Source organism: Streptomyces sp. VTCC 41912 (assembly GCF_045799175.1).
In the GTDB taxonomy this organism is placed as follows: domain Bacteria; phylum Actinomycetota; class Actinomycetes; order Streptomycetales; family Streptomycetaceae; genus Streptomyces; species Streptomyces albulus_C.
Genome location: NZ_JBJMAB010000005.1, coordinates 271,130 through 293,596 on the forward strand (window position 1 = coordinate 271,130; position 22,467 = coordinate 293,596).

Sequence of the window (22,467 nt, forward strand, 5' to 3'; positions counted from 1 at the left end):
CCCCTGAGAGATGGTGACGGTCGCATTGCTGGGGCGGTCTCAACAAATCGAGTACAAAGAAGAGAAGGAGTGCACCATGGCATTGCACCTTGCGCCTCCGATGTTCCCGAGCACGGTCAGCCCGGAGAAGATCACCCTGCCGTCCGAGTCGGGGGTTCTCCCCTTCGGCCTTTCCAGGGCCGTCCCGGTCGCACCGGGCGCGGAGGTCGTACCGTCCCTGACCCTCTGCCCCGAGCGGCAGATCAGCGTCACTGGGAGCGGTGAGCCGTTCATCCACGCGCCGTCCATGGCGACGCAGCTGGTCACGACGTCGCAGACGCGTGAGGACAGCCAGCTCGCGACCGACACCGAGAACGACACTGACCAGTGACGCCTGCTCGGATGACTGGAGGCTCTGACTGATGACGGTCCTGGTGCTGACTCGCGCGCTGGATTCGACTGCTGACCTGGTGATCTCGGAACTCGCCGACAGGGACGTCCCTGTGGTCCGTATGGATCCCGGCGACTTCCCGGAGCGCCTTGGCGCTTCGGCTCGAATCAGCTCCGAACTGCCCTCGTGGGCAGGGAAACTGCGGGGTCAGCACCGGGACCTCGTCCTCGACCAAGTCCGTGCCGTGTACTACAGGCGCCCTTCACCGGTTCGAGTCGAAGCTGGCCTGTCTGCCCAGGCGGCCCGCTGGGCAACCGCCGAGGCCGCGGCGGGCGTCGGCGGCCTCCTCGCCTCGATGGACTGCACGTGGGTGAACCATCCCCATCACAATGCCATTGCAGGCGTCGCTCCGGTTGCTCTCGCCACCGCGGTCCGGTGCGGGCTACCTATCCCGGAAACCCTGATCACCAACGATGAAGAGGAAGCCCGCACTTTCATTGACAGCCTGCCTGGCCGTGTGGCCGCCTACAAGGCCCTGGGCTCCGCGCCGCCCGAGGACATCGACCGCCGACCAGCAGCCTTGTGGACAACACAGGTACACGCGGGCGAAATTGAAAGCTCCCTGGCCCTGACCGCCCACCTCTTCCAGGAGTGGGTGCCCAAGGCGTACGACGTGCGGCTGACGGTCGTCGCCGGCCGGATGTTCGCGGCTGAGATCCACACGACGTCGGACAAGGCACGGATCGACATCCGTACCGACTACGCCAGCCACACCTACGTGCCGTGCGAAGTACCACAGGAACTTGCGTCAGGCGTTACACGGCTCGTGGACGAGTTCGGGCTGCATTACGCCGCTCTCGACTTCCTCGTTACCCATGACGGGGTCTGGTACTTCCACGACCTGAACCCCAACGGGCAGTGGGGGTTCATTCCCGAGTTGCGGGGCCCCATCACCCGAGCACTGGCAGACCTACTGGAGGGGCGATCCTCATGACCACCACAACACCGTCCGCTGGCGAACTCCGTCGCCTCATGACAGAGCGCCTGGTGTCCACAGGGGCGCTGCACTCCGAGGAGTGGGAGGAGGCGTTCCTCGCAGTCCCGCGCCACACGTTCGTCCCCCGGTTCGCCGTGCGGTCACAGGGCACAAAGATCGAATACAGCGAGGGCGACCCCTCTTGGCTCACCGCCGCGTACAGCGACGTCTCGCTCCTCACCCAGTCAGACGCCGCAGGGACCACGACCAGCTCCTCCACTGAACCCAGCCTCATGGCCAGGATGCTGGAGGCGCTGGACGTCGAGGACGGCGACGACGTCCTGGAGATCGGATCCGGCACGGGCTACAACGCCGGCCTGCTCGCCTACCGGCTCGGTGACGAGCACGTGGTGTCGATGGACGTGGACCCTGATCTCGTGAACGTGGCGCGTGGTCGCCTTCAGGAGGCGGGCTTCGCTCCGACGCTGGTCACCGGGAACGGTATGAAAATCTGCCCTGAGCGGGCGCAGTACGATCGGCTCCTGGCAACGTGCGGCGTCGGCCGCATCCCGACCGCATGGCCGGCCCAAGTGCGGCCTGGCGGCATCATCGTCGCGAACATCGCGAGCGGCATCGCGCGTCTCACCGTCGATGCAGAACACGCAGCCAGCGGGCACTTCCTGCCGCACCTCGCCACGTTCATGCTGGCCCGTGCGACAGCGACCGACGTCAGCCGCACCGCGGGGCACTTCACTCGGGACCTTCTGAGTTGGACCGGAGCTACCCGGGAGATCGTGCTGCCCGCGAGTTTGGACGCTGAGGTCCCGCAGCTCCTCTCCTCTCTGATCGCCCCGGATGTGCTGGACGTGGGGCTGAGCACCGGGGCCGGCCAGATCCACTGCCTGTTTGAGCCCAGCACCTCGTCGTGGGCACGGATCACCCTCCTCGATCCCCGCACAGCGCAGCTCGACCACGGCGGCCCGCGAGACCTGTGGGCCGAACGCGCGCCCCTGCACAGCCACTGGGCGAACCACGGGCGTCCCTCTCCCGACCGCTACGGGCTCACCATCTCGTCTGACGGCGCCCACACCCTCTGGCTCGACTCTCCTTCGGGAACGTCTTGGCGCCTGCCGTAGCCGGCGGTCAGCCCTGCGTGGGCAACGGAATGAATCACACCACTCAGGCTCTCGGCGCTTGATGAGTGCGCCAAGGAAGGAGGGGCATGCCACACGTCCGTGTGCTACCCAAGAGTCACGACGAACGAATGCGGTCGCTCCGCGACAGCCTCCCGGCTGCCCGGGGGGCATCCCAGGAGGAGGAGGATCGGGCGGGCATGCAGGCAGCGAGCCATGCCGCCACCTGGGATGACTGTCTGAATCTCCTCGACGCTCTCGGACTCGACCCTAAGCGGCTCCTCAGACTGGCGCGGCAGCGGCGGACTATGGAATGAATGGGGACCCGGCTGACGAGTACGGGTCTATAACACTTTCCCGAAATGCCCTTCACCCTTGATTCCGAGACGTCTCACAAGGAGTTGAGGAACACATGGCAGGAAACCTCGCCCCAAACCCGAGCTTTCCGGAGAAGGGGCAGTACGACTACGGCATCAAGGCCGGCGCCAATACCACCCGCCGGGGCCGACTCAGGTTCGAAGAGGGCGTCGCTACCGACACCGACATCCCAGACGAGTTCGGTAAGGGCGTGATGCAGGGCTACGCCACGGCACCCGGAAGGAACAACCACAACGCGAACGTGTTCGAAAAGCCGGCGGCTGAGACAATGCGAGAACGCGCGCACGTCGGTTCCGCGGCCTGGCCCGAGGCGCCAGCATTCCTCGGTGGCTTCGCCCACGGCGCCGGCCACGGCGCCGAGCAGCGCTTCGAGATGGTGATCCGCGACGGCCATCACCAGGAGCGCCCGAACTACGCCAAGACCACCGACTGACCGCCTCACCGCAGAGCCCCTCGGAAAACCGGGGGGCTCTGTGGCTAACACTCCCACCAGCCTCCATGTGAGGATGGGGCACAGCGAAATTCGGCACATCAACTCGTAGCACCGCGCCTCCATACAGGTGCACCATTCGGTGCTTAGTCGAGGATGTGTCGGTTGTCCTTCGCTTTCTTCCCGCCGAACCAGCGTGCGGCCGGCTCTGATCTCACCATCAGCATCAGCCCCTTGGGTCTAGTGGAGCTGTCGGACGAGGACTTCGAAATCCATGGGCCTCGGCTGAACCGCTATGCGACTAACTTTGCGTTCTACCTGGGCCATCACTGGGCCTACCGCCGAGAAGCCGGCGAGCCGCAGATCACCCTGAACTATGTGGCGACGTTCGCGCGCTATATCAACAACTTCTGCTTCTCCAAGGGCGTCAAATTCGCGGTCCCGAAAAGGTACGAGCACGTCGTGCCGGCCCTGTTGAAGCGGGTCTGGGAGGTCGACAACGACAAACAATCCCTGCTGAACTCGATCGGTGAGCAGGGCGGCGTAACCGGCGACTCCTTCGTCAAGGTCGCATACGAGCCCCAGTGGGTCGACTCGGCAGGCGGTATCCATCCGGGCCGCGTCCGCATCCTTCCGCTGAACTCGGCGAACTGCTTTCCGGAGTACCACCCGCACGACAGGGACCGATTGGTCGCCTTCAAGCTGCGCTACAAGTTCTGGACGACCGGTGCCGACGGGGCTCGGATGGTCATGACGTACACCGAGCGTCTGACCGACACCACCATCGACGAGTACCTGAACGACGAGTTGATCGACTCCCGCCCGAATCCGCTCGGCATGATTCCCGTCGCGCACATCCGGAACATAGCCGTGTCCGGATCTCCTTGGGGACTCGCCGACATCGGCGACATCATCTCGATCAACCGCGAGCTGAACGAGAAGATGACCGACGTCTCGGATATCATCAACTACCACGCGTCGCCGACGACGATTATCCAGGGCGCCAAGGCCACGAACTTGGAGCGCGGCCCCCGAAAGATCTGGGGTGGCCTGCCGGAAAGGGCCAAGGTCTACAACCTTGAGAACGGCGTCGACTTGTCAGGGCCCATGGGGTTCATCCAGGTACTCAAGACGGCGATGCACGAGATCATGGGCGTCCCGGAATCGGCACTCGGGCAGATGCAGCCGATCTCGAATACGAGTGGTGTCGCCCTGTCAATCCAGTACCAGCCGCTCATGAACCGCAACAGCATCAAGCAGATGAACTATGGGCTGGGCCTGAAGCACATCAACGAGCTGGTGCTGCGGACCTTGTTCTGCCACGAGCCCGAGACGCTGCTGTACGACCCGTACAGCGACGGCATCATGACCGATGGCGATCAGCCCGTCCTCCTCGACCCCAACGACCCGCAGGTCTACCAGGTCGAGTGCGTCTGGCCGATGCCGCTCCCGGTCGACAACCTCGTGAAGCTCAACGAGATCCAGGCCAAGCTCGCCATCGGTCTCGAATCCAAGCGCAACGCCCTCGTGGAACTCGGCGAGGAATTCCCCGACGAGCGCCTAGAAGAGATGTTCAGCGAGCAGCGCCGGGACGTAATAGAGCAGGGGGCGCTGGAGCTTATCAAGGCAACCATTTCCTCTGCTATTGTCCAGATGACTGGAATTGCTACTGAGGAAAGTGGTAGTCCAGCCCCGTCAAGTGGGGGAAGCCCGGATCAGTCCGGATCTCCCGCTGGCAACGCTCAGACCGGAGTTCTTCCCGGAGCAACCGGGATCGACCTCGGTGTGGACACTAACATGTTGATCAATCAATTCGTGACCATGGCGTACGGCACAAAGCTGCCGCAGAGCCGGAATTCGGAGGATGCCAGTAACCAGGAGACGAGCTAATGACACTTCCGGCCAACGCCCCCGCCCCTGCCCCGAACGGTGCCCCCAACGACCAGGTCCTCACTGTCCCGGTCATTCCCGAGCAGCCCAAGGAACCGCAGACTGACGCTCGCTTCACCGCCGACGACCTGGAGAAGGTCCGTCGCGAGGAGCGCGAGAAGCTCTACGGGCGTCTGAACCAGCAGGACGAGATCCTCAAGGCCACCAAGGAGGAACTCGAAGCCGTCCGCAAGGCCCGTGAGGACAAGGAAGCCTCCGAGGCGACCGCCCGCAAGCAGGCCGAAGACGAGGCTGAGGCGAAGCGGCAGGCGGAACTGTCTGCCAAGTCCCTGCTCAAGGAGCGCGAGCAAGAGTGGGAGAAGCGCTTCACCGAACTCCAGTCCAGCTACGAGCAGGACCGCGAGCTGTTCGCCCGCGAGCAGGAGTTCCAGCGCCTCCAGACCGTTCGTGGTGACCTGCTCTCGCAGGCTGCCGACGACATCGCACCCGAGCTGGTCGACCTCGTCCAGGGCAACACCGAGAACGAGCTTCGCCAGTCGGTAGAGCTGATGAAGCAGAAGAGCGCGGCCATCGTCGCCCAGATCCAGCAGACCCAGGTCGCGACTCGGGCTTCGATGCGAGGCACCGCTCCCACCGGTTACGGCGTCGGTCCGGCCGACACGGACGCCGGCTACCGCCAGTACTCCGCTGGCGACATCAAGAACATGCCCATGTCCGAGTACGCCAAGCTCCGTGGTCAACTCTTGCCGGCCGCCGGCACCGCGGCACGTCAGGGCATGGTTGGTTAATCCGCCGCACCAGTAAGGGATGTAAGCATGGCTTCTGCCATCACCGGTACGCCGCGTCTGTCGGCGTCCCCCACCAACTACTCCGGCGCGAACTCGCAGCTTTCCCCGGCCATTCAGGAACTCTGGTCGAAGGAAATTTTGTTCCAGTCGATGCCGATCCTCCGGTCTCGGGCCGCCTGACCCAGTGATGGGTCAGTGAGAACCACGCTGTATCGGTGAACCCCTCCTCCTCGTAGCATTCATTCGTAGCACGGGGAATACCGAGGGAACCCAACACCTGGGACTCCGTAGAGACTACACGCGAGGCACCTCCAACAGGTCCAGCTCTTAGGTGAGAAGTGAGCTGGAGCTGGAGGTGAAGATATAGTCCGATCTTGCGGGATGGAAAACCGTAAGAGCCAGGCAGAAATGCCCTGGCCCCGCATCCAGCGGGTAACAAGCGCGAATTGTCGAGCAGTTCGCAGTCAAGAAGACCGAGTTGGGCGTTTCTCCCGGTCTCGTGATTCACTTCATGCGCTACGACAACCTGGGCGACGCCTCGCAGCTCGTCGAAGGCGTCCGCATGGAGACGCACGCCCTGACGGCGTCGCAGTTCTCGATCACCGTCAGCGAGCATGGATACGCCATCGCGGTGTCCGAGCTGCTGCTCAACTCCTCGTTCGACGATGTGCTCGCCTCCGGCAGCCGGCTCCTGGGCCGCAACATGGCCAAGTACCTCGACGAGCAGGCGCGCGACACCCTGCTCCAGGCGTCGTCCGTCCTGTACGGCTACGACAAGTGGGCCACCACGGGTAACGCGATCACGCGAGTCTCTCCGTACGACAAGGGTGCGCCTGCCGCGAACCGCGCCGGCCTGACCGGCAACAGCCGGTTCACCAGCGCCCTGGTCAAGGACATGGTCGAGACCCTCGCCACCCGCAACATCCCGAGACTCGGCGATGTCTACGTGTGTTTCGTTCACCCGCACCAGTCACGCTGGCTGCGCGAGGACCCGACCTGGATCGAGTCCTCGAAGTACGCGCAGCCGGGTGCGTTCTCCCTCGGCGAGATCGGTCGGATCGACGACGTCATTTTTGTAGAGACCACACAGGTCAAGAAGATCGCCAACGGCAATACCACGACCCCGGCTGATGTCTACCAGAGCATTTGCATTGGTGACAATGCGTTCGGTCACGCCATCTCCCTACCGGTCGAACTGCGGGATGGCGGCGTCCAAGACTTCGGCCGTGAACACCTGCTGGCCTGGTACTCGATCTTCGGGCTGGGTCTGATCACCGACGCGTCCGTGGTCATCGCCGAGACCAACTAAGGCATTCGTAGTAGCGAAGTTGAATCTTCGCTAACACCCTCTGCGGGTAGGCTCCGGCTGGAGCCTACTTGTGGAGATCCCGCAACATTGTCTTGAGTAGGAGAACCACATGGCGACTGCCCGAAAGGCCGCCGGAGACCTCACCGGCCGCCAGGCGGAGAAGCTCGCGGCGGAGCGCGACGCCGAGGCCCAGGAACGTGCGAAGACCATGGCGACGGCCACGATCGTCGCGGAGGCCGAGAAGTCCAACACGGTCATCGACTACGTCGACAAGCCCCGGCCCGAGGTGGAGGAGCAGCCGGTCGTCGTCGAGGAGTCACCGCGGGAGATCCGTGTGAACACCAACCTCACCGACGTCGTCATCGGCCAGGGCAACTACCTGACCTTCGAGGTCGGCGTGCCCTACCGGGTACCCGCGTACGTCGCCGACCACCTGGAGGAGAAGGGCCTGATCTGGCACTGAGCCAGCCCCTGAGCCCACGGGGGAGAGGGATCTCCCTCTCCCCTTTTCGTCTGCGCCCTTCCAGGAGAAATCTCGTGAGTGACATCGAACTCGGTCAGCCCTATGTGCTGACGGCTGAAGGCGGCTACGGCAACGGCGTTGGCTCCGTCCCACAGGGCTCCGCGGTGACGCCGTTCGAGATCGTCCCGCCCGGCACAGCCGGCGTCGGCTACTGCGTCGAAGACGTCGTCCTCTCCACCTACGAGGACACGGTCACCTTCCCCGGCGCGTCGGTCGACCGCACCCTCGCCATCGCGGTCTCGACGTTCGACGCCGCCTTCGCCCTCCAGACCGACCTGCCGGCCGCGCCGACCGAGCCGGGGCAGCCTGTCGTTCCGTCCGCCCCGGACCCCGCCCCGACGGGCGGTGTGTGATGGCCAACGGATACCTCACCCGGCAGGCTGCGCATGCCCTGCTCACCCTCATGACCGGGGGTGGGGAGGACAGCACGTCCGGCACCGACGCCGTGGCCGACCGGCTGCTGAAGGCGCACCAGGTTCGGCACTGGGGCGGGGGAGAAGCGAGTGCTCCAGGAGCCTGGGCACCCAAGGCGTACCTCCTTCACCTCCTGGACCAGGTCGACGCGATGGGCTCCGCTGCTGTACGAACCACGGTTCAGGCACTGCCGGACGACCCGCGCGGGTCGGTGTACCTGGCGCTGTCGACGGCCGATCCGGGAGACGTCGCCGCCAGCCTGGCGAACGAACTCGCGGCCGCCGGCTATCAGCGGCAGGTCGTCCCCCTGTCCGCGCCCAAGACCGGTGGACAGTTCGTCATCCAGTCCGGGACGCCCGCCGAGGTCGACCTCGTCGGCAGCGTCGTGTTCGGCCCGTTCACCGATCCCACCGGTTCCGGCGCTGCTGTGACACACATGGCTCTGGTCACGGCCGCCACCGGCACCGATTACGCCGTGCTGGCTGTGTGGCCGCTGGACGTCCCTGCCACCGCCGCCCAGGGCGAATCACTGCTCGCGCAGTCGGGCTCACTGACGATCAAGGTGGCGTGATGTCTGGATACCTCACTCAGGTCGCCGAGCGTGCGTCGCTCCAGTTCGTGACCGCCACCGCGAGCAGCTCTTCGGCTCCCTCCGCCTCGATGATCCGGGCGTACCTCCTGAAGCTGTACCAGCAGCAGAGCCTGGCGGGACTCGTGGACTACCTCCCGGTCGCGTTCCTCAACGGCTTCTCGACGCAGGCCAAGACAGACACCAGCGGCAGTTGGCTCAGTGGTCTGATTGGCACCCGCACGGACGGCTCTGGAAGCGTGTACCTGGCGCTGCTGACCGCCGATCCGGGCCGGCAGACGACGTTGACGACTATGGCCACCCTCGAAGTGTCTGCGACCGGATACAGCCGCCAGATGCTGCCCTTCACCCAGGCGGGGTCACCTGATGGCGGCGGATCAAGCCAGTCCAACTCCGTCCCCGTGTTCTTCGGGCCTTTCACCGCCTCCGGCGGCATGGGCGTGGTCGCCACACACGCCGCACTCGTCAGCGCTGCCAGTGGGACGGCCGGAGCCGTGATCGCGGTGTGGCAGCTCGATTCCCCCGTATCCGCCAGCCAGAACGAGAGCCTCCTGCTCAGCACTGGCGGCCTGGCGATTGGGCTCGACTCATGGCAGAGCTGACCCGAATCCTCGCCCGCATGCGCTCCGAACTCGGCGACTTCGGGAGCGGTTTCCGCGACGTCCTCGCCGGCACGGGAGAGCTGACGGACTACGACCTCAGCGCCGTCAACGTCACTCTGGCCCGCGTCAGCCTCCTCAACGGCCAGGTCCTCACCGACCTGGTCGCCGGCACCGACTACCAGGTCGACGGACGTGAGGGGCGCATCACGCTCCTCAACCAGCACGCACCGCTCCCGCTCGGCCAGACACTCATCGTCGAAGGCTCGGCCGCGGGAATGCTCACCGACGAGGAACTGACCCAGCACCTGCGGGACGCTGTCCTCCAGCACTGCCACCAACGCCACGTCACCGTCCGGTACCGCTCGCAGAACGGCTTCATCCGCTACGCCGACGAGACCCTGACGCTGGACAACCTCCCGGACGTCGAGGAACTGCCACTGGTACTCCTCGCCGTGGTCAACGCGCTGTGGGCGGTCGCCACCGACGCGTCCAGCGACGTCGACATCAGCACGGGCGAAGGCACCCACGTCAACCGCGGACAGCGCTACACCCAGGTCCTGCACCAGATCTCGGTGCTGACCGACCGGTACGAGGACCTGTGCCGACAACTCAACATCGGCCTGTTCCGGATCGAGATGGCCAACCTCCGCAGGGTCTCGCGCACCACCGGCCGGTACGTGCCCGTCTACGTCGACCGCGAGTACGACGACAACGCCTACCCGGAGCGCGTCCTGCCGCAGATCGACAAGCACGACCGCGACCCATCCGGCATCCCGAATCCGACTTACACCGGGTGGGCTGCATGAGCCGAGCCGACTGGAAGCGGGGGCGCTTCTCCGCCACCGACGAGGTCGAACGCATCGACCGGGGCCTGCGCGCGTGGCAGCGCCACGTCGGGGACGTCATCTCCTACTGGCGCTTCTCCCACGCCCGTTCGGTATCCCATGACATTTACGACGAGGGAGACGAGGGCGGCCTGGCCTACGACGGCCCCTGGCCCGTGCCGGTTCTGCACGCCACCCACGTCGAGGCCGGCGACCAAGAGGATGACCGCGGCTTCTACACCGTCGACTCGCTGGAAATCACCGCAGGGTTCGCTCAGATACAGAAGGTCGGCCTTACGCAGGCCGACATCCACACCGACTTCTACCTGCGGGACCGCATCGCCTACGACGGCAGATTGTTCAGGATCGCCCAGATGTCGATCCTCGGACAGATCCGCAGGCAAGACGTCCTCGTGTCCATCACCGCCGTCGAGGTCAAGGCTGACGAGTTGACCGCGGACGCCAACTTCGCCCAGTACATCCCCGCAGTGAGAGCTGGCGAGCGCTGATCGCCCGGCACATCGAGGAGCCACATGACCTACGAACGCCCCGACGCCTTCGTGGAGGAGCGCCTTACTACCTACGCGGACACCGCCGCTGGGACCGCAATCTCCACCAACTACATGACTCGCGACCAGGCGGACGCACGGTACCAGCAGCTCGGGCAGCCGGCTCGCGTGGCCATACCTGTCAGTCAGGGGCCGGCGTTTGCCGTACAGATGGACACCGACACCAAGCCCCGCGTCCAGATCACTCCTGACGGGGTTCTCGGCTTCGGTACCGGTGCCGATGATCCAGACGTGACGCTACGGCGGGTCGGCCCCGCTCTGCTGGGGACAGACGGCTCCTTGAGCCAGTGCGGTCACACCGTCCTCGACGTCTCCCAAGTTGGAGTAGCCGGCGGCCTCGCCACCCTCGGAACAGACGGCAAGCTCACCGCGAGCCAACTCCCTTCAGCTGCGGGCGGTGCCTCGAATCCCAACACTGTCTTCCAGGGCAAGAGGGGCCACGTTGTCCCGCCGGGCTGGGGGGAGTTCTGGCGGCCCCAGCGCGATGCTGCGAAGGCCGGCTCGGGCAAGGCGACCATCGCAGTCATCGGTGGCTCCACCGCCGCCGGCTTCCCCGCTTCCCGGCTCCGAGCCAAGTCCTGGCCCGGCCTGCTGGCAACCGCGCTCCAGAGCGGGTACGGGGACGGCGGCACCGGCTACTACACCTCGCTGCTCAGCGCGCAGGGGATCGCGGGGCAGGACAGCACCGCGATTACCGCCTGGACGACCTCGCGTGAGCTGATCAGCCAGACTGGTACCTGGACCATCGGCGGTTACTCCGCCGGGCCCGGCTGGGGGTATCTCTACAGCTCGACCACTGGTGACACCCTGACCTTCGCCGTGCGAGGCACCACCGCGACGATTTACACTCTCGGCGCTGACGGCCAGCACTCGCCCTGGACCTACACCATCGACAGCGGTGCCGCGGTCGCTGTCACAGACACCGCGAGCACTGGCCTCGCGGTGATGGCGACCAAGATCACCGGCCTCACCGCCGGCACACACACCATCAAGATCGCCAACGCGGGCACCACAGGTAGCACGTACCTCGCGGTCTGCGGCGTAGCCGGCGAAAACTCAACGGGCGTTGTCATGAACAACTTTTCCCGGCGCGGGGCCGTCGCCAACGAATACCTGCCAAGGCTGAGGCTCCCCTGGAACGGCGGCCCAAACTACCCTGCCGACCTGGTGATCTATGCGGTTAGCGCAGACGACGTCATCAGCGGCATCGACGCCGACACCTGGGCCAACTCCGTGCGGCAGCACCTGTCCAACATCCGTGACGGCGGAGCAGCCACCGGCACCACCGACATCGTCATCCTGCTCCCACACATCGGTACAGCAGACACCACGACCTTCTGCTACCAGGACTTCATCGACCGCGCCCACGGCCTCGCTACCGCATTCGAGGCAGCCGTCATCAATCTCTGGTCTCTCGGCCGGAACTCCTGGAACTACTGGGCCTCCCAGGGCTACTGGGCTGACCCGTCAACTCCGGGCGCCGCAGGAACGGATTCCCACCTCATGTCCGACGCCGGCCACTCCTACGTCGCAGGAGTCATCACCGCGCTCCTCGCGAGCTGACAAGGACACCCATGGTCATTGCCCAGATGCCGCTCGTCATAGCGGTCGCCAAGAGCCAAGTTGGCGTCCACGAAGGCTATTCCGAAGGCGGCTGGACCAACGTGACACGCTACGCCGCTGAAGTCCCCGGTCTCGCCTGGGCCGACGGCCAGTCCTGGTGTGCGACCTTCACCTCGTGGGTCGCCATGAGAGCCGGTGTCGCGAACCTATTTCCGCGCACTGCCGACTGTTCGACAGGCGTTGCCTGGTTCCAGGCGGCAAGCCGCTGGAGTTGGTATCCGGCAGTCGGGAGCCAGGTCTTTTACGGGGCAGGCGGAAGCGAACACACCGGAATTGTGTATGCCTTCGACTCCACCTATATATGGACGATCGAGGCTAACACTAGCGTCAACGGAAGTTCCGAGGGCGACGGCGTCTATCTCCGAAAGCGTAGGCGCGCGGACGCCATTGTTTACGGATACGGTCTCCCGCAGTATGCCGAAGGGGTCATCACAGCCGACCTGTCGCTTAGGGGACTTTCCGGCTACACCTACGCCGCTGCTCATACCGGCCCTGGACCGGCCACCCTGCGCCAGGGCGCCTGGATGGTCGACAACCTCGTCACAGGCAGCCTCGCCATCGACGGACCTGCCTACGCCGGCCGCCTGTCCATCCAGCAGAACGACGCCAGCACCGTGGCGTTCGAGGTGACCGCGGCGTCCTCGACGGCCCCGTCGATCGCCCGGTTCAAGGACGTCAACGGCAACATCACCTTCGAGGTGACCTCCGCCGGCAACCCCATCAGCCGGACGACCCACTACATGACCGGAGCCCTCCAACTCGGTTCCACAACCGTTGACCTCGGAGGCGGAGCCGGGGCGATTGTCAGTGTCAAGGACGCCTCCACGGCCCCTACGAGCAATCCGACCGGTGGTGCACTGCTGTACTCACAGGGCGGCGTGCTCAAGATGCGAACATCAGGCGGCACCGTCGTCGACCTGTCCACCGGAGGCTCGGCGCCGGCCAACTTCCAGCCCAGCGATCACGGGCTGACTGGCTGGACATTCGACCCAGCGTGCTGCTCGACGACCGGCACCACACTCAGCGTCGGCTGCATCTACTTTGTCGAGGTCGTTCTGCGCAGCGCGGCCACCATTAGCAACCTGTGCGCCACCCTTGGCGCGGGTGGATCGGGCCTCACCCCAGGCCAGTGCTTGGCCGCGCTCTACACCGCCAGCGGCAGCCGAGTCGGTATCACCAACGACTTGTCTACCGTATGGAACACCGCGGGCGACAAGACGCTGGCACTCACGTCCTCGTACGGGGCAGCAGCCGGCAAGTACTACATCGCTTTCCTCGTGAACGGGGCCACGAGCCCGACCTTCGCGTGCGGCAGCACCCTCGGAAACTTCACCCCCGGAAACGCCCATCTGACTCCTGGAAATTACCGGTTCTGCCGCTCGGCCACAGGCCAGACCTCGCTTCCGCCCAACTACACGATGACGAGCGCTACGCCGGACACGAACTGCGTCTGGGCCGCCGTCGCCTAAAACTGGACCTGTAACAGATTCCCCCGAACCCTGCAATCCTGAATTCGGAGGAACGTCAATGTAATCACTGGAAGGTCCCTGATGCCCTGGATATCCAACGAGGACGCCGCCATCAAAGCGAAGCTCCAGGGCCTGGTCGTCAAGGACACCAACGCACCTGCTGAGGGCCTTCCAGTCGATGTGCGATTCCGCCTCCCTGAGAACGAGTTGGCGACCGCAACCTTCCCGCTCATCGTCATCGAGCGCACCCGCATAGAACCCGACCACGAGCGCGAGCACCGCGGCACCGTCGAACTCGGCTACACCCCAGAGGGATACGACGACACCAAGTCCTACTTGGCGACGGAACCCATCCCGTACCTGTTCGAGTACCAGGTCACCGTCTACACGCGAAAACAGCGCCACGCAGCGAACATCGCGCAGACGCTATCCGCAAGGGACTATCTCCACCCGCGCTGGGCCTACCTGGAAGTTCCGCAGGACGGAACCGTAAGGCGTCTTGAAGTTGCCGGCGGACCCGAATTCAACGAGGGCCGCGACAACCAGCGCAAGCGCCTGTGGCAGGTCGACTACCTGCTCCACGTGAGCGCTGAACTCCTCGACGAGATCGCCGAGATCAAGCCCGTCCAGACGGTCGAACTCACCACACATCCCCTCGGCCAGTAGGCCCCGAAGGAGCTTTCTCTATGGCGACTTTCCTGCGCCCCGGCATCTACGTGGATGAGACGCTGGATGCGATATCGAACCCGGTCTCCACCAATCCCGGCGAGGCCATCGCAGCCTTCGTCGGCGCCCACAACTTCGGTCCGGCCGTACCGACGCTGATCACGTCCTGGTCCCAGTTCAACCTGGTCTACGGCGGCTGGGGTAACGGTACCGATCTGCTGCCGTACGCGGTCTACTCCTACTTCGCCAACGGCGGCGGCAAGGCGTACGTCTGCCGCGCTGTCCCGTCCGACTCGGTCGCCGCACACGTCACTCTGAACGACAGGCAGACCACCCCCGAGGCCCTGCTCAGCCTCACCGCGCGTGCAGCCGGCGCCTTCGGCAACCAGATCTACATCGACGTCTCCGACGCCCACACGGGCACCGGCCGCTTCAACCTGGCCGTCAAGGTCGGTGGGACGACGGACGCGTACGTCGCAGACCGGTACAACGACGTCTCGCTCGACCCCGCCGACTCCCGCAACCTGGTCGCGATGATCAACTCGCCGGTCAACGGTTCGGCTTTCGTCAAGGCCGACTACGTCGCCACCGATGCCTGGTCTGCGTCGCTCACGCCTGCGATCCAGACCGGTACCCCGCTGACTGGCGGCATCGACGGCAGCGCCTCCCCCGACCTCGTCGAGGCGACCAAGCAACTCGAAGCGACCGGCGAGATCGTCAACATCAACTTGCCGGGCGTCACCGACACCTCGATCCTGAACAACATCATCACCTGGGCCGAGGAATACGGATACGCGTTTGTCGTGGTCGACGCACCGCACACCGCTTCCCTGGACGCGGCCACCGCCGTCACCAACTACGGCAAGCTGTCGCCCGCGGCCAACACCTCGACCAGCCCGACGCCGCTGAAGGCCAGCTCGTACGTCGCGGTCTACGGCCCCTGGCTGGTGACGGCGGACCCGTCGTCTGTCGCCTCGGGCGCCACCCGCATCCTTCCGCCCGGCGGTGCGGTCCTCGGAAAGATCTCCCAGACGGACACCCTCTACGGCCCGCACCAGTCGGCTGCCGGCACCCTCAGCCGGCTCAGCGGGGTGTACTCGACGGAGCTGCGGTTCACCAACGCCCAGCTCGACAACCTCAACGCCTGGGGCATCAACGTCATCAGGGCGATCCCGCAGAGCGGCATCTGCATCATGGGTGCGCGAACCCTCAAACCTGGCTACCCCGACCGGTACGTCGCCGTTCGCCGGCTGCTGACCTACACCCGCAAGATCCTCGTCGACCTGACGCGGTCTGCCGTCTTCGCGCCCAACACGCCTGACCTGTGGCACTCCATCGCGGCCACGCTCTCGCAGCAACTCACCACTCAGGCTCAGGCCGGCCAGTTCGCGAGCACCACCCCGGACACCGCCTTCCTAGTGATCTGCGACGACAGCAACAACACCACGACCACGGTCGACAACGGCGAAGTGCACATCGACGTCGGTATCGCAGTCGCGCGACCGGCCGAGTTCGTCGCAATCCACATCAGCCAGTACGACGGCGGCGCGACGGTAACTGAGTCCGCGTAAGGAATCGGGGCGGGATGCGAGTCCTGTCCCGTCGTAAACCCCTCGACGCTCAATTCGGAATTCACTTGGAGAACCACCTGGCGCACTTCGTGCTACGGGAGTAGTGAATGGCATCCACCCTCAAGACCGTCTCGCAGAGCCAGAGTCTGGCCACGCGACAGACGGACCCCCTTCGCTCGTTCAAGTTCCACGTCCAGATCAGCCAGGTCGGCAAGCTGTCCTCGGCCTATCCGAAGCTCGGCTTCATGTCCGTCAGCGGTCTCAGCGTGACGACCGACGTCATCGCCTACCGGGCCGGCGGCATGAACACGACCACTCAGAAGATGCCTCGAATTGACTGGGCCCTCGCTGCGTAAGTAGCGAGTGAAAATCCCGAGAATTGCTGGAACATCCTGTTAGACCTCGGCGCCACAGCGTGGGGTGAAAGCCCGAGCGCGACGGCTTGAAAAGTTCGAGGGTAGGGAAAATCAGCAGCCGAGCCCGCCTGGTAAACCGACGGGAAGGTTCAGAGACTATGTACGGGACACCCCATCGGGGTGAAGATAGAGTCCGAACTCGCGTGAGAGCGCGAGAGGCTGGCAGAAATGACCAGCCCGCTCCGGGAAACCGGAGAGGTAACAGCCTCTGGGTCAGAGCGACTTCAGTCCGGTCACCCTTTCCAAGGGAATGATGCCCGGCGACCAGAACCTCGTGAACTGGGTGTACCAGCTTTTCGACGTCATGCAGGGTAACGGATCCGGTTCTGACACCGGCTCTGAATTCCGGGCGACGATCGACATCATGCTCATCGATCACCCGGTCACCAAGAGCAAGGCCGCAGTGAAGGCCGTATGGCGGCTCTACAACGCCTGGCCCACCTCGGTAGCTTTTGGTGACCTCGATGCCGGCAGCAACACCTTCGCCGTTTCCCAGTTGACCTTTGCTCATGAGGGGTGGGACTTCAAGGTCGCCGACAGCTACGGCCCGAACTCCTACGCGGTCATCAAGTAATCCCCGACACAAGGAAATCACTCATGACTGAAACGCAGTACGACTGGACCTTCGATTCTCCCGCCGGTGGTCGGCAGGTCGACGTCCTCGGGGACACCCAGGGCGCGACCGCCACCATCCAGTCCCTCCTCACCGACTCAGCCGGCGAGCCGCCGTCCATACCTGCGCCCGCCGACTGCCTCGTCACCCTGCCCGCGGGCCTGGTCCGGGACGACCACATCATCACCGAGGGTGAGGTGCGCGAGCTGACGGGCGCCGACGAGGAGGCCCTGGCCCGCGTCCGCTCCAACCCTTTGCGCCTGTTGGAGTCGCTGCTGGAGCTGGGAACCGTCCGCATCGGCGATGTGCCAGCCACCTCCGACGTCCTCCCGCAGCTCCTCCTCGGCGACCGCGATGCCCTGGTCCTCGCGATCAGGCGGGTGACCTTCGGAGACGAGATGGAGTTCGCCGAGATCATCTGCCCAGCCTGCGGCGACGACTTCGCGGCCACCATCTCGCTCGGCGACATCAAGTCCCAGTCGGCAGAGGTCGGCCGGCTGACAGTCCCGCTGCGCAAGGGCGGCTACGCCATCGTCCGCTTCCCGACCGGAGCCGACCAGGCGGCCATGCTCGCCGACCCGAAGGCCACCAACGCCGAGCACAACTCGATCCTCCTGTCCCGGTGCCTCGTCGAGACCCGTGACGACCAGGGCACCACCAAGCCCGGCGGCGAGGACCTCGCCAAGTCCCTCGGCCTGGCCGACCGACGCACCATCCTCACCCAGCTCGCCGCCAAGCAACCCGGACCGCGGCTGCTGGAGCTGTCGATCGAGCACGAGGCGTGCGGCGGGGAGGTGCCGCTCCCGCTCAGCGTGGCGGACCTCTTTCGCGATTTCTGACGCCCGAGCAGCACGGGCTGACATCACAACCCTCGCCTACGCCCACCCCGAGTGGCAGCTCAGCGAGATCAAGCAACTGACGGTCCAGGAGCGCGAGTACTGGCGTGACCTGGCCGTCTGGGTCAAGAACAGAAGGGAGGCGGCGGCTTCCAGTGGCTGAAGACAACGAGATCAACCGGGCAGAGCCCAACTTCGGAGGCCGCCTCCTCGGCACGAACGGAATGCAGCGCGCGGCCGACAAGGTCGAGCAGGACATCAACAAGCTCGGTGCGAACATCGCTGCCCTCAACCGTGCCCTCCAGGGTGCGGTCAACTCGGCCACCCGAGGCGCAGCGTTCCGGGGCATGCCCACTCAGGCATTCCCCGCAGCCAACCAGACCACCCGCATCAACCCGGCCCCGATCTCCCACCCGCCGGCCAACACCGTCACCCAGGCCGGGGGCACCTTCACGCACCCGACGACGGGACGGGTCTACAGCGGGCCCATGGCCGACCGCTTGGCCGCGCGGCACCAGGCCCAGATCGCGGCGCAGCAGAGCCTGTCCGCCGCGCGAGTCTCGCGGCAGGAGGCGTTCAGCCAGCAGGCCATGGTTGCCGCGCGGGGCTGGGGCTACCAGGACAACGGGCTGTCGCAGCACATGTCCGCTTCGTTGGCAGCGGCGCAGGCTCGGGAGGCCGGCCGGCAGCAGCGGGCGAAGATGCAGGCCCAGATGCAGGCCCAGTCCGCACAGGCGCGGGCCAGTCGCCAGCAGATGGTGAACCAGCAGGGCCTGGACGCGCAGCAGAACTTCGCGGCCACCTACGGTTCGCAGGCAAGCCAGCAGTACCAGCAGAACATTTCCGCGTCCCAGGCGGCAGCCCAGGCTCGCGCGGCGGCGCGACAGTCTCGTCAGCAGGCCCGAAACCCTGGCATCAACCCGGCCCTGGTGTCCCGTGTTACGCCGGAACGAGTGGCGCAAGCCCGACAGGCGAACGCCGATGCCTACTACGGCTCCCTCTTCGACGAGGCGATACGACGGCAGAACATCGCCAACAACCCGACGTACGGCCTGCGCATCGGCCAGCGGATGTGGTCCTACAACCGCGGCGCCGGCCTCTCCAGCGCCCGAGTCAGCGGCGGCGGTGTCTACGCCACGCGCAACGGCTCGGTCCTGAACCTGGGCAGGCAGCAGCAGAACTACACCGCGCCTCCGCAGCAGGGCTTCTCCTCGACCGTGCCGTCGGACGAGGCGACCAACGGCGTCGACGACAGTCCTCCCTCGACCCTGGGCAAGGGGCCGGTCAACACCGTCTACCAGCAGGCGGTGAAGTACGGCGACCGTCTGAAGCCGCAGATGGAGGAGATGGACCGGTACACCAACTGGGCCTCCATCGCCTCCGGTGGCGCGCCGTCGGGCTACGACAAGTGGGGCTGGAAGAACGCGATCCGCGACCACAGCTACGGCATGGTCGTCGCCAAGTCCACCGAGGACGCCAGCAACGCGAACTTCCTCCTCGACAAGAACTTCGGCCTGACCTACGGCACATCCGCACAGTCCGCCGCACGCGGCAACGCCTTCGGCGCCTCGTACGTCGCCGGCCTGGACGCGGAGACCGGCGCGAAGCTGTACTCCAGCCTCTACAACCCGCAGGCGTCGCTCGCAGCGCAGCGCCTCGGTTACGGGCGTCTGATCGGCCAGGGCGGCAAGGCGACAGGAATCGGCACGCTCGCTGACAACATCATGCAGCGAACCTTCGGGTCGACGTCGATCGACAGCAAGAAGTTCGCAGCGGCCACCGCTTCCGGCCAGGTCCTCGACTACAACGTCGACCAACTCGGCCAGACGGCTGGCTGGGACGAGGACACAATCGACAACCTGAAGGAGTACATGCGAGGGCGCAACACCCTCCTGCGCAACTCCCATATGTCAGCGGCCCAGGCCGACAAGCTCATCTCTGAGGCTTCCCAGACCGGCAAGGAGGGCAACGCCGCACGCACCAAGCTGAGCAAGTACGGCGTGAGCGAGGGCCTGGGCCAGACACGCAAGACGTTCGAGGCCCAAGAGCGGCAGCACGACGCCACCATGGGCGACTCCTTCGCCCACAATTTGGAGACCGCAACTACGGCCGTCCAGCGCTTCGAGGGCGCGATCAACTCCCTGCTCGAACTGCCCGGCATCAAGCAGGTCGTCGGCTTCTCCGGTTCGTGGGGCACGGCTGCGAAGGAGCCGGTCAAGCAACTCAAGTCAGTTTGGAACATCGGTAAGAGTCTGCTGCCCACCGGCATCTTCGGCGGCGCTACAACCTCGACGTCCTCTGGCGGTCACGACAAGACGGCAACTGCCACTGCTGGCCACCAGTCCAGCGGCAACGCTGGCAAGGCGATCCAGGCGGCACTCACACAGGTCGGCGTGCCCTACGTCTGGGGCGGCGAGATGCCCGGCCAGGGCTTCGACTGCTCGGGGCTCACACAGTGGGCGTTCCGGCAGGCCGGCATCGAGCTGCCGCGCACGTCCCAGCAGCAGATGAAAGCTGGCGTTGACGTAGACAAGCAGCACATCCAAGCAGGCGACCTGCTGTTCCCTGAGCCCGGCCACGTGATGCTGGCGCTCGGCAACGGCAAGCTCGTCGAGGCGCCGCGCACCGGACTGGACGTGCGCGTGCGCTCCTTCAGCCTCGGCGAGATCAAGGACGTCCGTCGAGTCGCAAGCGGTGTGGGTGCCGCGGCGAGCTACAACACCGACACCAAGCAAACTGACGCGCAGGCCGGCGCCGGCGACTCCGGCTGGTACGGCGGAGTCGGCAGCAGCTTCAGCGCCGAGGAGGTCGACGCCCTCGCGGCAGCCCTGTCGGGTGGCGCCGGCTTCACGATGGGGCCACAGAAGAAGGGCACTGGCCAATCCACCAACGCGGACAGCTCCTCTGCGGTCGCCAGTGCCCCCTCGAACCCGCAGGGGAACGTGGCCCTGGGCAAGAAGATGGCCGCGCAGCGAGGTTGGACGGGCAAGGACTGGGACGCCCTGTACCAGCTTTGGCAGCACGAGTCCGGCTGGAACACCACCGCAACAAACCCCAGCTCGGGCGCGTACGGAATTGCTCAGGCGCTGCCCGCGAGCAAGTACGACTCCGCAGGCAAGGACTGGAAGACCAACCCGGCCACCCAGATCAAGTGGGGCATGGAGTACATCGCCGAACGGCCGGACTACGGGACGCCGTCCAAGGCGTGGGACCTCTGGCAGCGGCGTAATCCCCACTGGTACGCGTCCGGCGCCTGGGAGATCCCCGAGGACCTCACCGCTCAGGTCCACAAGGGCGAAATGATCATACCGGCGCCCAAGGCGGAGACAATCCGCCAGGCTCTGATCAAGGACTCGGTGAACGTCATCTCACCGGCCGGCGCCGCAGCTTCGGCCGCCGTGGGGAGCGGGCCAGGCGGAGGTGTCTCACTGTCTTTCGCGCAGGGCGCTATCCAGATCACCGTAAGCGGTGTGATGACCGACCGGGCGGCCTCCGATGCAGCCAAGAAGGTCGTCGAATGCATCACGGCTGACAATCGCATCAAGCAACTCGGAATGGGGGTCTGATGTCTCCTGTCAACGCAGCTAATCCGCAGTTCGATCCGAGGATGCGAAACGTCCCGGCACTCGGACTCGCAGCAAAGAAGAATCCGGGCTTCTGGAGAGGTGCGATCTACCGGGAAGAGAAGTCCGTCACGGGCGGCTATCTGATCGTGAATTTTCTGTTCAACCCCTCGACGATTAACCTCAGTCACCAGCAGGGATACAACCTGTCGGCGGATCAGATGTCGACGGACGGGAACATTATCGGGGCGCAGGGGATCGGGACGCTCGCGTTTGATCTGCTTTTTGACAGGACCTACGAAATGTATGGGGCCAGGCCGAGCTTCTACGACGAGGCAGGGACCAGGGGTGTGCTCGCTGATGTGGAGGCGCTCTACAACGTCACTGGAGCCTACGACGTCACGGCAAAGGGCGCGCAGCAGAAGGCGCTTCGAGCGATGCAACCCACCCCGTGCAGCTTCTTCTTCGGCGGTTCGACGTCGGGTATCGGTCTCCTGGTGAACAACACCCTGTCCTATTACGGAATCGTGTCGGGCTTGACTGTCGCGTACACCCATTTCTCGCGAGAGATGATCCCTCAACGGTGCGGGATCAGCCTTACGGTGGATCTGTCGACGAAGGGCGCATAGTCGTGATTTCTGCGAACTCTCGATATGCATCCAACGTCACGGCGGTCATTACCGGAAAGGACGGGAAGTCCCGTAGCGTGATCCTTCCGAAGGGGGCAGGTGTGCTGTCAGCGACTGTGCAGATATATACCTGGGCGGAAGGTGATCGAGCGGATCTGCTGGCACACCGTCATTACGGTGAAGCCTCCCAGTGGTGGCGAATAGCTGACGTCAACCCACAGATCCTGGACTGGACAAGTGTCCCCGCCAGCACACGGATTAGGATCCCGATTGTCTAGCACGTGGC

General features: G+C 65.1%; 24 protein-coding genes. All 24 read left to right on the forward strand.

All coding sequences use genetic code 11. The features are described 5' to 3' along the window. The first annotated feature begins 76 nt into the window (after nt 1-76). The gene (gene tgmA, locus ACJ6WD_RS10830) at nt 77-370 is read left to right on the forward strand and encodes a putative ATP-grasp-modified RiPP (protein WP_407615667.1); all 294 of its coding nucleotides are present in this window, start codon (nt 77-79) and stop codon (nt 368-370) included. A gap of 31 nt (nt 371-401) precedes the next feature. Beyond that, a complete protein-coding gene (gene tgmB, locus ACJ6WD_RS10835; RefSeq protein WP_407615668.1) occupies nt 402-1,364 on the forward strand; it encodes an ATP-grasp ribosomal peptide maturase in 963 nt (320 codons plus the stop codon). Next, a complete protein-coding gene (locus ACJ6WD_RS10840) occupies nt 1,361-2,482 on the forward strand; it encodes a methyltransferase domain-containing protein (protein ID WP_407615669.1) in 1,122 nt (373 codons plus the stop codon). The genes tgmB and ACJ6WD_RS10840 overlap by 4 nt, the downstream gene beginning before the upstream one ends. Before the next feature lie 409 nt (nt 2,483-2,891). After that, nucleotides 2,892-3,290, forward strand: a complete 399-nt coding sequence (locus ACJ6WD_RS10845; protein WP_407615670.1) for a hypothetical protein — start codon at nt 2,892-2,894, stop codon at nt 3,288-3,290. 162 nt (nt 3,291-3,452) lie between these two features. Next, on the forward strand, nt 3,453-5,177 hold the full coding sequence (locus ACJ6WD_RS10850; RefSeq protein WP_407615671.1) for a phage portal protein: 1,725 nt from the start codon (nt 3,453-3,455) through the stop codon (nt 5,175-5,177). Next, nucleotides 5,177-5,965 (forward strand): hypothetical protein, encoded by a 789-nt coding sequence (locus tag ACJ6WD_RS10855; protein ID WP_407615672.1) that lies wholly within the window; start codon nt 5,177-5,179, stop codon nt 5,963-5,965. Before ACJ6WD_RS10850 ends, ACJ6WD_RS10855 begins: the two co-directional genes overlap by 1 nt. Nucleotides 5,966-5,992: 27 nt before the next feature. Further along, nucleotides 5,993-6,145, forward strand: coding sequence for a hypothetical protein (locus ACJ6WD_RS10860; RefSeq protein ID WP_366408063.1), 153 nt, complete (start codon nt 5,993-5,995; stop codon nt 6,143-6,145). Between the two features lie 265 nt (nt 6,146-6,410). Next, nucleotides 6,411-7,274 carry a N4-gp56 family major capsid protein gene (locus ACJ6WD_RS10865; protein WP_407615732.1) on the forward strand — a complete coding sequence of 288 codons (864 nt, stop codon included), beginning with the start codon at nt 6,411-6,413 and terminating at the stop codon, nt 7,272-7,274. Between the two features lie 109 nt (nt 7,275-7,383). Beyond that, nucleotides 7,384-7,737, forward strand: coding sequence for a hypothetical protein (locus tag ACJ6WD_RS10870; RefSeq protein WP_366408064.1), 354 nt, complete (start codon nt 7,384-7,386; stop codon nt 7,735-7,737). Nucleotides 7,738-7,811: 74 nt separating this feature from the next. Next, nucleotides 7,812-8,150: a hypothetical protein gene (locus ACJ6WD_RS10875; RefSeq protein ID WP_407615673.1), complete on the forward strand. Its 339-nt coding sequence runs from the start codon at nt 7,812-7,814 to the stop codon at nt 8,148-8,150. Next, nucleotides 8,150-8,782 carry a hypothetical protein gene (locus ACJ6WD_RS10880; protein ID WP_366408066.1) on the forward strand — a complete coding sequence of 211 codons (633 nt, stop codon included), beginning with the start codon at nt 8,150-8,152 and terminating at the stop codon, nt 8,780-8,782. Before ACJ6WD_RS10875 ends, ACJ6WD_RS10880 begins: the two co-directional genes overlap by 1 nt. Continuing rightward, nucleotides 8,782-9,402, forward strand: a complete 621-nt coding sequence (locus ACJ6WD_RS10885) for a hypothetical protein (RefSeq protein WP_407615674.1) — start codon at nt 8,782-8,784, stop codon at nt 9,400-9,402. The genes ACJ6WD_RS10880 and ACJ6WD_RS10885 overlap by 1 nt, the downstream gene beginning before the upstream one ends. Beyond that, nucleotides 9,390-10,208 carry a hypothetical protein gene (locus ACJ6WD_RS10890; protein ID WP_407615675.1) on the forward strand — a complete coding sequence of 273 codons (819 nt, stop codon included), beginning with the start codon at nt 9,390-9,392 and terminating at the stop codon, nt 10,206-10,208. The genes ACJ6WD_RS10885 and ACJ6WD_RS10890 overlap by 13 nt, the downstream gene beginning before the upstream one ends. After that, nucleotides 10,205-10,735, forward strand: a complete 531-nt coding sequence (locus ACJ6WD_RS10895) for a hypothetical protein (RefSeq protein WP_366408069.1) — start codon at nt 10,205-10,207, stop codon at nt 10,733-10,735. The genes ACJ6WD_RS10890 and ACJ6WD_RS10895 overlap by 4 nt, the downstream gene beginning before the upstream one ends. A 24-nt stretch (nt 10,736-10,759) precedes the next feature. After that, a complete protein-coding gene (locus tag ACJ6WD_RS10900; protein WP_407615676.1) occupies nt 10,760-12,358 on the forward strand; it encodes a hypothetical protein in 1,599 nt (532 codons plus the stop codon). An 11-nt stretch (nt 12,359-12,369) separates the two neighbouring features. Then, entirely contained in the window at nt 12,370-13,887 is a 1,518-nt protein-coding gene (locus ACJ6WD_RS10905) for a CHAP domain-containing protein (RefSeq protein WP_407615677.1), read from the forward strand. 81 nt (nt 13,888-13,968) lie between these two features. Further along, nucleotides 13,969-14,553, forward strand: a complete 585-nt coding sequence (locus ACJ6WD_RS10910) for a hypothetical protein (protein WP_366408072.1) — start codon at nt 13,969-13,971, stop codon at nt 14,551-14,553. Nucleotides 14,554-14,573: 20 nt separating this feature from the next. Then, nucleotides 14,574-16,124, forward strand: coding sequence for a hypothetical protein (locus tag ACJ6WD_RS10915; protein WP_407615678.1), 1,551 nt, complete (start codon nt 14,574-14,576; stop codon nt 16,122-16,124). 107 nt (nt 16,125-16,231) lie between these two features. Next, complete coding sequence (locus ACJ6WD_RS10920) at nt 16,232-16,480, forward strand: phage tail protein (RefSeq protein ID WP_366408074.1); 249 nt, start codon at nt 16,232-16,234, stop codon at nt 16,478-16,480. A gap of 268 nt (nt 16,481-16,748) precedes the next feature. Next, nucleotides 16,749-17,114, forward strand: a complete 366-nt coding sequence (locus ACJ6WD_RS10925; protein WP_366408149.1) for a phage tail protein — start codon at nt 16,749-16,751, stop codon at nt 17,112-17,114. A 23-nt stretch (nt 17,115-17,137) separates the two neighbouring features. Beyond that, complete coding sequence (locus tag ACJ6WD_RS10930; protein WP_407615679.1) at nt 17,138-17,992, forward strand: hypothetical protein; 855 nt, start codon at nt 17,138-17,140, stop codon at nt 17,990-17,992. 152 nt (nt 17,993-18,144) lie between these two features. After that, nucleotides 18,145-21,555 carry an NlpC/P60 family protein gene (locus tag ACJ6WD_RS10935; protein WP_407615680.1) on the forward strand — a complete coding sequence of 1,137 codons (3,411 nt, stop codon included), beginning with the start codon at nt 18,145-18,147 and terminating at the stop codon, nt 21,553-21,555. Further along, nucleotides 21,555-22,181: a hypothetical protein gene (locus ACJ6WD_RS10940; RefSeq protein WP_366408077.1), complete on the forward strand. Its 627-nt coding sequence runs from the start codon at nt 21,555-21,557 to the stop codon at nt 22,179-22,181. The genes ACJ6WD_RS10935 and ACJ6WD_RS10940 overlap by 1 nt, the downstream gene beginning before the upstream one ends. A gap of 116 nt (nt 22,182-22,297) precedes the next feature. Further along, nucleotides 22,298-22,459 (forward strand): tail protein X, encoded by a 162-nt coding sequence (locus tag ACJ6WD_RS10945; RefSeq protein ID WP_366408150.1) that lies wholly within the window; start codon nt 22,298-22,300, stop codon nt 22,457-22,459. The last annotated feature ends 8 nt before the right edge of the window (nt 22,460-22,467 follow it).

Excerpts from the sequence above, each read along its gene's own strand:
- ACJ6WD_RS10860 (WP_366408063.1), top strand. The coding sequence starts at position 5,993 with ATGGCTTCTGCCATCACCGGTACGCCGCGTCTGTCGGCGTCCCCCACC.
- ACJ6WD_RS10890 (WP_407615675.1), top strand. The coding sequence starts at position 9,390 with ATGGCAGAGCTGACCCGAATCCTCGCCCGCATGCGCTCCGAACTCGGC.
- ACJ6WD_RS10885 (WP_407615674.1), top strand. The coding sequence starts at position 8,782 with ATGTCTGGATACCTCACTCAGGTCGCCGAGCGTGCGTCGCTCCAGTTC.
- ACJ6WD_RS10845 (WP_407615670.1), top strand. The coding sequence starts at position 2,892 with ATGGCAGGAAACCTCGCCCCAAACCCGAGCTTTCCGGAGAAGGGGCAG.
- ACJ6WD_RS10940 (WP_366408077.1), top strand. The coding sequence starts at position 21,555 with ATGTCTCCTGTCAACGCAGCTAATCCGCAGTTCGATCCGAGGATGCGA.
- ACJ6WD_RS10905 (WP_407615677.1), top strand. The coding sequence starts at position 12,370 with ATGGTCATTGCCCAGATGCCGCTCGTCATAGCGGTCGCCAAGAGCCAA.
- tgmB (WP_407615668.1), top strand. The coding sequence starts at position 402 with ATGACGGTCCTGGTGCTGACTCGCGCGCTGGATTCGACTGCTGACCTG.
- ACJ6WD_RS10895 (WP_366408069.1), top strand. The coding sequence starts at position 10,205 with ATGAGCCGAGCCGACTGGAAGCGGGGGCGCTTCTCCGCCACCGACGAG.
- ACJ6WD_RS10900 (WP_407615676.1), top strand. The coding sequence starts at position 10,760 with ATGACCTACGAACGCCCCGACGCCTTCGTGGAGGAGCGCCTTACTACC.
- ACJ6WD_RS10855 (WP_407615672.1), top strand. The coding sequence starts at position 5,177 with ATGACACTTCCGGCCAACGCCCCCGCCCCTGCCCCGAACGGTGCCCCC.
- ACJ6WD_RS10930 (WP_407615679.1), top strand. The coding sequence starts at position 17,138 with ATGACTGAAACGCAGTACGACTGGACCTTCGATTCTCCCGCCGGTGGT.
- ACJ6WD_RS10870 (WP_366408064.1), top strand. The coding sequence starts at position 7,384 with ATGGCGACTGCCCGAAAGGCCGCCGGAGACCTCACCGGCCGCCAGGCG.
- ACJ6WD_RS10840 (WP_407615669.1), top strand. The coding sequence starts at position 1,361 with ATGACCACCACAACACCGTCCGCTGGCGAACTCCGTCGCCTCATGACA.
- ACJ6WD_RS10915 (WP_407615678.1), top strand. The coding sequence starts at position 14,574 with ATGGCGACTTTCCTGCGCCCCGGCATCTACGTGGATGAGACGCTGGAT.
- tgmA (WP_407615667.1), top strand. The coding sequence starts at position 77 with ATGGCATTGCACCTTGCGCCTCCGATGTTCCCGAGCACGGTCAGCCCG.
- ACJ6WD_RS10910 (WP_366408072.1), top strand. The coding sequence starts at position 13,969 with ATGCCCTGGATATCCAACGAGGACGCCGCCATCAAAGCGAAGCTCCAG.
- ACJ6WD_RS10920 (WP_366408074.1), top strand. The coding sequence starts at position 16,232 with ATGGCATCCACCCTCAAGACCGTCTCGCAGAGCCAGAGTCTGGCCACG.
- ACJ6WD_RS10880 (WP_366408066.1), top strand. The coding sequence starts at position 8,150 with ATGGCCAACGGATACCTCACCCGGCAGGCTGCGCATGCCCTGCTCACC.